The organism is Immundisolibacter sp., assembly GCF_028696615.1.
GTDB lineage: Bacteria > Pseudomonadota > Gammaproteobacteria > Immundisolibacterales > Immundisolibacteraceae > Immundisolibacter.
Map to the genome: position 1 here is coordinate 1 of NZ_JAQVGQ010000112.1, position 8,445 is coordinate 8,445.

An 8,445-nucleotide genomic window follows, 5' to 3' on the forward strand; every position below is an offset into this window, starting at 1 on the left:
CTGATCGTGCTGCTGATCTTCCTGATGGTGACCACCAGCTTCAGCCGCCTGGGTCAGCTCGAGGTGGACCTGCCGCAGGCGGCCAGTGACGCCGCTGCACCGACCGACAACGCCATCGAGCTGGCCATCGCTGCCGACGGCAAGTGCACGCTGGGTGCGCAAACCGTCGCCGCCGGCGACATCGCCGGCCTCGCCGCCGCCCTGCGCGCGGCGGCCGGTGGGCGCAAAGATGCCGTGCTGGTGCTGTCGGTCGACCGGCTGACGGCGCACGAGCACGTCATCGCCGCCATGCAGGCGGCGCGCGAGGCGGGTATCGAGAGCCTCACGTTTGCCGTCGAGACGGCGGGCGCCACGCCGTGAAAGGCGCCGTCGAACGCGCCGCGCGCTGGCAGATCTACGCCCGCCTGCTCGGCTATGCCCGGCCGCACTGGCGGGTGTTCGTGCTGGCGCTGCTGGGCATGATCGGCGGCGCGGCCACGGATCCCGCGTTTGCGGCGCTGATGAAGCCGATGCTCGACGGCAGTTTCGTCGAGCGCGATCCGCAGACCATCCGCTGGCTGCCGGTGGTGATGGTGGGTCTGTTCGTGCTGCGCATGGTGTGCAGCTTCGTGGCCGATTTCGGCATGAACTGGGTGGCGCGGCGCGTCATCAAGGACCTGCGCATGGCCATGTTCGATCACCTGCTGCGCCTGCCGGCGAGCTTCTACGACCGCCAGGCGGCCGGCGCGCTGATCTCCAAGATCACCTACGACGTCGAGATGGTGGCCGGCGCCACCAGCGATGCGCTGACCACGCTGCTGAAGGACACCGTGGCCGTGCTCGGCCTGCTCGGCTGGATGTTTTATCTGAACTGGAAACTGGCGCTGATCTTCATGGTGGTCGGCCCCGGCATGGCGGCCGCGATCGGCGCGGTGTCGCGGCGCTTTCGGCGCCTGAGCGGGCACATCCAGGCCTCGATGGGCAACATCACCAGCGCCGCCGGCGAGGTGGTGGAAGGTCACCTGGTGACCAAGTTGTTCAACGGCCAGGCCGGCGAGTCGGCCGCCTTCGACCGTCTGTCCGAGCGCAACCGGCGCCTGCACATGCGTTGGGTATCCGTGGACGCGCTCGGCAACGGCCTGGTGCAGCTGCTGATCGCACTGACCATGGCCGGCATCCTGTACGCGGCCACCACGTTCGCCAGCACCGAGCGCACCACGGTGGGTGGTTTTACGTCGTTCATCGTGGCGGTGACCATGCTGCAGGCGCCGGTCAAGCGCCTGACCAAGGTGAACGGCGTGCTGCAGAAGGGCATCACCGCCGCGCGCAGCGTGTTCGGGCTGATCGACGAGCAGACCGAGGCCGACACCGGCACGCGCGTGATCGGCCGCGCCCGCGGCGAGGTCGAGTATCAGAACGTCGAGTTTCGCTACAGCAGCAGTTCCGCACCGGTGCTACGCGGGGTGTCGCTGCACGCCGCGCCCGGCCAGCGGGTGGCGCTGGTCGGCCGTTCGGGCTCCGGCAAGACCAGCCTGGTGAACCTGTTGCCGCGGTTTTACGAGCCGACCGCCGGGCGCATCCTGCTCGATGGCATCGACATCAGGGAGCTCACGCTGGCCTCGCTGCGTGAGCAGATCTCGCTGGTCAGCCAGCAGGTGGTGCTGTTCAACGATACGGTGGCCAACAACATCGCCTATGGCCGCCGCGGCGCGGTGAGCGAGGCGGACATCGTCCGCGCCGCCGAACAGGCGTATGCGATGGATTTCATCCGCGCCCTGCCACAGGGTCTGGACAGCCTGATCGGTGACAACGGCGTGCTGCTGTCGGGCGGGCAGCGCCAGCGCATCGCCATTGCCCGGGCGCTGCTCAAGGACGCGCCGATTCTGATCCTGGACGAGGCCACCTCGGCGCTGGACACCGAATCCGAGCGCCACATCCAGGCGGCGCTCGATGCCCTGATGCGCCACCGCACCACGCTGGTGATCGCCCACCGCCTGTCGACCATCGAGAACGCCGACCTGATTCTGGTGATGCAGGACGGGCGCATCGTCGAGCGCGGCACGCACGCGGAACTGCTGCGCCTTGGCGGCGCCTACGCGCGCCTGCACCGGCTGCAGTTTCGCGATCAGGCGGTGGCGGTGTGAGTGATTTCCGCGCTACGCCTGCGACGGGCGTAGCGCGGAAACAAAAAATCAATGCAGCACCGTGTCCTCGTCGACCACCACGGTCGGCGTGGGCGAGGCGTGGTGCAGGATCATGCGCCAGCCGGTCGGCGTGTGGCGGTAGATGTTGGTGGCCACCACCGGCGGCTGCTGGTCGTCGTCCTCGCCACGCAGGGTGAGCTGCTCGTGCACCACGTGCGTGGCGAGATCCCCGTCCTGTCGCCGCAGCACCGGCACGGTGCTGACGGTCAGGTGCGGGCCGGTGGCGAACATGCGCCGCCAGGCGGCAAAAATGGCGCGGTGGCCGTGCAGTTCCGGCCACATCGGATGCACGCACACCAGGTCCGGGCCGTCGTCCCAGACCGCCTGCATCAGCTCGGCGTCGGCCGACTCCAGGGCTTGGTAGAAGGCTGCCTCGGCGGCAGCCGGGGTTTCGAACTCGCGTCGGTTCATCGCGTGGGGCACGGCTTGGGGGTATCCGGTTGTCGGCCTGGGCACCTGGGGGCTAAAGTGCCCGCTTTCAAGGTTCCCGGGATCGACCCGGCTCGACGAGGAGAAGCACCCATGCCCCGCACCTTATGGTATACGCGCTGCCCGGTGGCCACCGCCTCCGGCATCGCCTTTCAGCGCAAGTCCTTCGACGAGGAATTCGCCGGTTCCGACTTCGTCGTGCGCAACATCAAGGAACTTGGCCGCGAAAAGGCGGACACGCATTTCGATCACAGTCTGCCCGACTCGTTCCGCGAGGGCGGCGCCATCCCGCCGCTGTGGGCACGCACGCGCGGCGCCGACACGCTGGCGGTCGGTCTCACCTTCGTGGCCGATTCGCTGGCCACCTTCGTGCGCGCGGACGATCCGGCCACCTGCGTGCAGGATCTCGCCGGTCGGCGCTTCGGCTTGCCGGTGCGCCCGTACATCCTGATCGACTTCATGAAGGTGAATGCCCACAAGGGCTTTTACTCCACGCTGCTGGCCAACGGCATGCAGGAATCGGACGCGAAGTTCGTCGAGATGACCATCAACGACGACATGCACGGCAGCATCAATGCCGATTTGAAACAGGGTGACCGGCCGAGCCTGTACGACGCCGACGTCGACTACCTGCTGCGCGGCGAGGTCGACGCCATTTTCTGCAAGAACGCCGAAGTCGGCCTGATCGAGCGTCGTTATAAGGGCCGCATCCGCAAGATTTACGACCTGATGACCGACCAGTCCGACCGCGCGCACATGGTCAACGCCAACCCGCGCATCATCACCGTGAGCGCGGGCCTGGCCCGGGAAGCGCCCGAGGCCGTGGAGCGCTACCTGCAGGTGCTGGTGCGCACCGCCAACTGGGCGTCCACGCACCCCGCCGAGGCCACCGCCACGCTGGCCAGGGAGCTCGGCGTGTCCGAGGACGACATCCGCCACAGCTACGAGCCGGATTTCCACAAAAAGCTCTGGCCGTCGTTCGGACCCGAGGTGCGGCGCCTGCTGCAGGTGCAGATCGACTTCATGCAAAGCCACGGCTATCTCGGGCAGGTGGATCTGGAGTCGTGGCTGCAGCCGCAGTTTCTGGAACAGGCATACCGGCGCGAAGGGCTGGCGGCGGTGGCCTGAAACGGCGACTCAGCCCTAGAAAACCAACCTGGAGGGGAGCATGACTATCGCCTATTGGTGTGTGCTGGCTTTGGTGTTCTTTCCGCCCGTGCTGGGCGCGCTGGCCAAGAGCGGCGGCGGCTTCGACAACCGCCGCCCGCGCGAATGCCTCGCCGCCGCCAGCGGCTGGCGCAAGCGCGCCGACTGGGCGCAGCAGAACGCGGTCGAGAATTTCGCGCCGTTCGCGGCGGCGGTGATCATCGGCCACCAGCTGCAACTGGCGCAGGGCACGCTGGACCAGTTGGCGCTGGCCTACCTGGCTTTGCGCGTGCTGCACGCGGTGTTCTACATCGCCGATCTGGCGACGCTGCGCTCGCTGTCCTACATCGGCGGCCTGGCCTGCATCGTCGCCATTTTCGTGATGGCGGCCTGAGCGGATCGGTCCGGCCGAAAAGCCGGTCGGGTCCGCCCCGGCCGGCTTTTTTTGTGTCCGATCGTTCTGTCTCCCCTCGGTTTTTCGCTCTGCCACGGGTCATTCGATGAGTCGCGACTACCTGGTGCTCACGCTGAACGCCCGCGTCTACGACGTGGCCATCGAGTCACCGCTGGACGTGGCCGAGAACCTGTCGCTGCGCCTGAAAAACCGCGTGCTGCTCAAGCGCGAGGACCTGCAGCCGGTGTTCTCGTTCAAGTTGCGCGGCGCCTTCAACAAGATGTCGCACCTGCCGCGCGCCGCGCTCAAGGCCGGCGTGATCACGGCCTCGGCCGGCAACCACGCACAGGGCGTGGCGCTCGCCGCGCACCACCTCGGCAGCCATGCGCTGATCGTGATGCCGGTCACCACCCCGCAGATCAAGATCGATGCCGTGCGTCGCCTGGGCGGCGACACGCTGCTGCACGGCGAGGATTACGCCGCCGCCTCGCGCCACGCGCTCGAGCTGGCCGCGCAGCGCGGGCTTACGTTCGTGCATCCCTACGACGACCCGCTGGTGATCGCCGGCCAGGGCACCATCGGCGCCGAACTGCTGCGCCAGCGCCAGGGCGCCCTGGACGCCATCTTCGTGCCGGTGGGCGGCGGTGGCCTCATCGGCGGCATCGCCGCCTACGTGAAGCGCCTGCGCCCGCAGGTACGCATCGTCGGCGTGGAATCCGACGACGCGGACGCCATGGCGCGCTCGCTGCAAACCGGCCGGCGCGTCAGCCTGCGCAGCGTCGGCCTGTTCGCCGACGGCACCGCGGTGCGCCAGGTGGGGCGCGAGCCGTTTCGTCTGGCGCGCGAGTATGTCGACGAGATGCTGCTGGTCGACCACGACGAAATCTGCGCCGCCATCAAGGACACCTTCGAGGACACGCGCGCCATCGTCGAGCCTGCGGGGGCGCTGGCGCTGGCCGGCCTCAAGCGCTACGTGGCGCGCGAGCGCTGCCACGGCCGGACGCTGGTGGCGGTGTGCTCGGGCGCCAACATGAACTTCGACCGCCTGCGCTACGTGGCCGAGCGGGCCGAGATCGGCGAGCGGCGCGAGGCCATCTTCGCCGCCACCATCCCGGAGCGGCCGGGCAGCTTCCGGCAGTTCTGCGAGGCCATCGGCGCGCGCGAGATCACCGAGTTCAACTACCGCTACGCCAGCGCCGAGGCGGCGCAGGTTTACGTGGGCGTGCGCACCGAGGGCAACCAGCGCGAGGCGTTGTTCGGGGACCTGCGCCGGCGCGGTTATGCGGTGGTCGACCTGACCGACAGCGAGCTTGCCAAGCTGCACCTGCGGCACATGGTGGGCGGTCACGGCAATCTGCCGGACGAAGTCGTGTACCGCTTCACCTTCGACGAGCGGCCGGGTGCGCTGGCGCATTTCCTGGCGCGCCTGGGCGCGCACTGGAACATCAGCCTGTTCCACTACCGCAACCACGGCGCCGCCGACGGCCGCGCGCTGGTCGGCCTGCAGGTGCCGCCGGCCGAGCGGGCGCGGTTTCGGGCGCATCTGGCCGAAACCGGCCTCGAGTGCGTGGACGAGACCGACAGCGCCGGCTATCGCCTGTTTCTTGCCTGAGTCAGCCGGCAGAGCGAGCGGTAGATACTGTTATCCGCGTCAAGCGAGTTGACAAGGCGCTGCGTCGATCAGCCCATCCCCAAGCCCGGCACGGCGCCGGCGGCGCCACAGCCGAGCACCACCAGCCACGGCGGGAGTTTCCAGATCACCAGCGCCACGAAGGCGACCAGCGCGAGCGCGAAATCCCGCCCCGCGCCGATGGCCTGCACCCACACCGGATCGTAGAGCGCCGCCAGCAGCAGGCCGACCACCGCCGCATTGATGCCGGCAAGCGCCGAGCGCATGCGCGCGGCGCGCCGCAGGCGTTCCCAGAACGGCAGCGCGCCCGCCACCAGCAGGAACGACGGCGCGAAGATGGCGGCCAGACACAGCAGCCCGCCCGGCCAGCCGGACGGGCCGCTTTTCATCGAGGCACCGAGGAAGGCCGCGAAGGTGAACAGCGGCCCCGGCACCGCCTGCGCCGCGCCGTAGCCGGCGAGGAAGGTCTGGGCATCCACCCAGCCGGGCGGCACCACCGCCGCCTGCAGCAGCGGCAGCACCACGTGACCGCCGCCGAACACCAGCGCGCCGGCGCGAAAAAAGGCATCCGTGACGGTCAGCGCCGGTGCGGGCCACAGCCTGGCCAGAATCGGCAGGCCGACCAGCAGCGCGAAGAACAGCGCCAGCCAGAAGACGCCGGCGCGGCGGCGCAGGGTGAGCGGCAGCGGCTCGTGCGCGGCGACCGGCTCGGGCCGCAGCAGCACCAGCCCTACGAGACCGGCGGCGGCGATCACGCCGACCTGCGCCCCGGCGCTCGGCAGCGCCAGCACGGTGCAGGCGGCAAGCGCCAGCAGCGTCACGCGCGGCGCATCCGGGCACAGGCTGCGCGCCATGCCCCACACCGCCTGGGCGACCACCGCCACGGCGACGATCTTGAGCCCGTGCAGCGCGCCCGCCGGCAAGAGATCGCCGTGGCGGGCGAGCCCGAGCGCGAACAGGATCATGGCGAGCGCCGACGGCAGCGTGAACCCGGCCCAGGCGGCCAAGGCGCCGCGGTAGCCGTGCCGGGCAAGGCCGATCGCCATGCCGACCTGGCTGCTGGCCGGCCCCGGCAGGAACTGGCACAGCGCGACCAGATCGGCGTAGGCGCGCTCGCCGAGCCAGCGCCGACGGGTGACGAATTCGTCGCGGAAAAAACCCAGGTGCGCAATCGGGCCGCCGAACGAGGTCAGACCCAGGCGCAGGAAGATCAGGAACAGACCGCCGAGACTTTCGCGTGCCGGCTCGATGGCGGGCGCCGTCACGGCTGCCCGGCGGCGTCGAAGCGCTGGTTGGTGAACGGCGGCGCAGTCGGCCGCTGGATGGCGATGAAGCCGTAGCCGAGTTCCTGGTGACAGAACGAGCAGGCGCGCGACAGCTCGTCGAAGGCGGCCTCAAAACGCGCCCGGTCCTTCGCCGCGATGGCCGCGTCGAGTTTTGCGAGCGCCGGCTCGACGGTCGGCTTCAAGAGCGGCTCGATCGGCTTGCCCTTGAAGTGCGGCTGATACGCGAGCACGTCGTCGAAACCCTCCTTGAGTTCGTCCATCTCGTAGGCGGCGAGCGGCCAGTTGCCGGCCTCGCCGGCGAACCACAGCTTGGCATGCCGCATCTGGTTGGCGCTCATCAGCTCGCCGAGGCCCGGCGTGTAGGGCGGCGCGGCGCGTGCGTGCTCGTCGGCCGCCACAGGCAGCACGGTTGCAAGACCCAAGGCGATGACGGCGGCGGTCATCGAACGGCAAAGGCGTTTCATGGCGGGGGCTCCTGGGTGTGGGGGTTCATTGCAGCGGGTGGGCGGATCAGGGTCGAAAACCCGCCGCCGGCAGGATCGGCGCGTTCGCAAAGTCCTCGGGCAGGGCACCGGTGAGGCTGCCCAAGAAGGCCACGATCGCCTGCACGTCGGCATCGGCGAGCGCCTTGCCGAGCTGCACGCGCGCCATGACGCGCACTGCCTCGGGCAGCGTCGCCACCGAGCCGTCGTGGAAGTAGGGCGCCGTCATCGCCACGTTGCGCAGGCTCGGCACCTTGAACACATACCGATCCGCCTCGTGCCCGGTCACCGCAAAGCGGCCGGCGTCGATGTCCCGGCTGCCGGTCGCCTGCCAGTAGTCCTCCACGACGCCGAATTTCTGGAACGAACCGCCGCCCACGCCGACGCCGTGGTGGCAGTTCGCGCAGCCGCTGTCGATGAAGCGCGCGAGGCCGGCGCGCGCCGGCGGCGTGAGTGCCGCGGTGTCGCCCTTCAGATAGGCGTCGAACGGCGCCGGCGTCAGGAGTGTGCGCTCGTAGGCGCCGATCGCCGCCGCCCAGTTCTCGGGCGTGACGGGATCGGGCTCGCCGGGAAAAGCCGCGCGAAACAGTGCCGCGTAGCCGCCGATCGCGCGCAGACGCGTCATCGCGGCCGGAAAATCGGGGTTGCCGAAGCTCGCCGGACCGATCAGCGCGCGCCGCGCCTGGTCCTCGACGTCCGTGCGGTCGCCCAGCCAGTGCTGCGTGAACTGCACGGCGGCGTTGAGGACGGTGGGCGCGTTGCGGGCGTTGACCCGCCCGGCGGCGCCGATCGATTTGGGCAGCGCATCGGTGCCGTAGAGCGCCGGCTGGTGGCAGCGGGCGCAGCTCGCCGTGCCGTCGAGCGAGACGCGCGGCTCGAAGAACAGCGCCCGGCC

The 8,445-nt window shown here is 69.6% G+C and carries 8 protein-coding genes and 1 pseudogene; 5 read left to right on the top strand and 4 right to left on the bottom strand.

Translation table 11 applies throughout. The features are described from left to right. On the top strand, positions 1-360 hold a 360-nt coding region (locus tag PHC73_RS08545; RefSeq protein WP_300126741.1), incomplete at its 5' end, for a biopolymer transporter ExbD. Next, positions 357-2,123 carry a lipid A export permease/ATP-binding protein MsbA gene (gene msbA, locus PHC73_RS08550; RefSeq protein ID WP_300126743.1) on the top strand — a complete coding sequence of 589 codons (1,767 nt, stop codon included), beginning with the start codon at positions 357-359 and terminating at the stop codon, positions 2,121-2,123. The genes PHC73_RS08545 and msbA, both read left to right, overlap by 4 nt. Before the next feature lie 48 nt (positions 2,124-2,171). Here msbA and PHC73_RS08555 read toward each other — a convergent pair whose 3' ends face one another. After that, on the bottom strand, positions 2,172-2,594 hold the full coding sequence (locus PHC73_RS08555; RefSeq protein WP_300126745.1) for a nuclear transport factor 2 family protein: 423 nt from the start codon (positions 2,592-2,594) through the stop codon (positions 2,172-2,174). Between the two features lie 111 nt (positions 2,595-2,705). Between PHC73_RS08555 and PHC73_RS08560 the strand changes: the two genes are divergently transcribed. From PHC73_RS08560 to ilvA, 3 genes and pseudogenes are all read left to right on the top strand, one after another. After that, on the top strand, positions 2,706-3,740 hold the full coding sequence (locus PHC73_RS08560; RefSeq protein ID WP_300126747.1) for a hypothetical protein: 1,035 nt from the start codon (positions 2,706-2,708) through the stop codon (positions 3,738-3,740). Positions 3,741-3,780: 40 nt separating this feature from the next. After that, on the top strand, positions 3,781-4,152 hold the full coding sequence (locus PHC73_RS08565) for an MAPEG family protein (protein WP_300126749.1): 372 nt from the start codon (positions 3,781-3,783) through the stop codon (positions 4,150-4,152). Positions 4,153-4,255: 103 nt separating this feature from the next. Next, a pseudogene (ilvA, locus tag PHC73_RS08570) lies at positions 4,256-5,764 on the top strand (threonine ammonia-lyase, biosynthetic); the annotation flags it as partial. A 68-nt stretch (positions 5,765-5,832) separates the two neighbouring features. Here the strand turns inward: ilvA and chrA are convergent. The 3 genes from chrA to PHC73_RS08585 all read right to left on the bottom strand — a co-directional run. Next, positions 5,833-7,047, bottom strand: a complete 1,215-nt coding sequence (gene chrA, locus PHC73_RS08575; protein WP_300126751.1) for a chromate efflux transporter — start codon at positions 7,045-7,047, stop codon at positions 5,833-5,835. Continuing rightward, a complete protein-coding gene (locus PHC73_RS08580; RefSeq protein ID WP_300126753.1) occupies positions 7,044-7,532 on the bottom strand; it encodes a hypothetical protein in 489 nt (162 codons plus the stop codon). Before PHC73_RS08580 ends, chrA begins: the two co-directional genes overlap by 4 nt. 46 nt (positions 7,533-7,578) lie before the next feature. Further along, positions 7,579-8,445: cytochrome c peroxidase (locus PHC73_RS08585; protein ID WP_300126755.1), on the bottom strand; the 867-nt coding region annotated here is incomplete at its 5' end.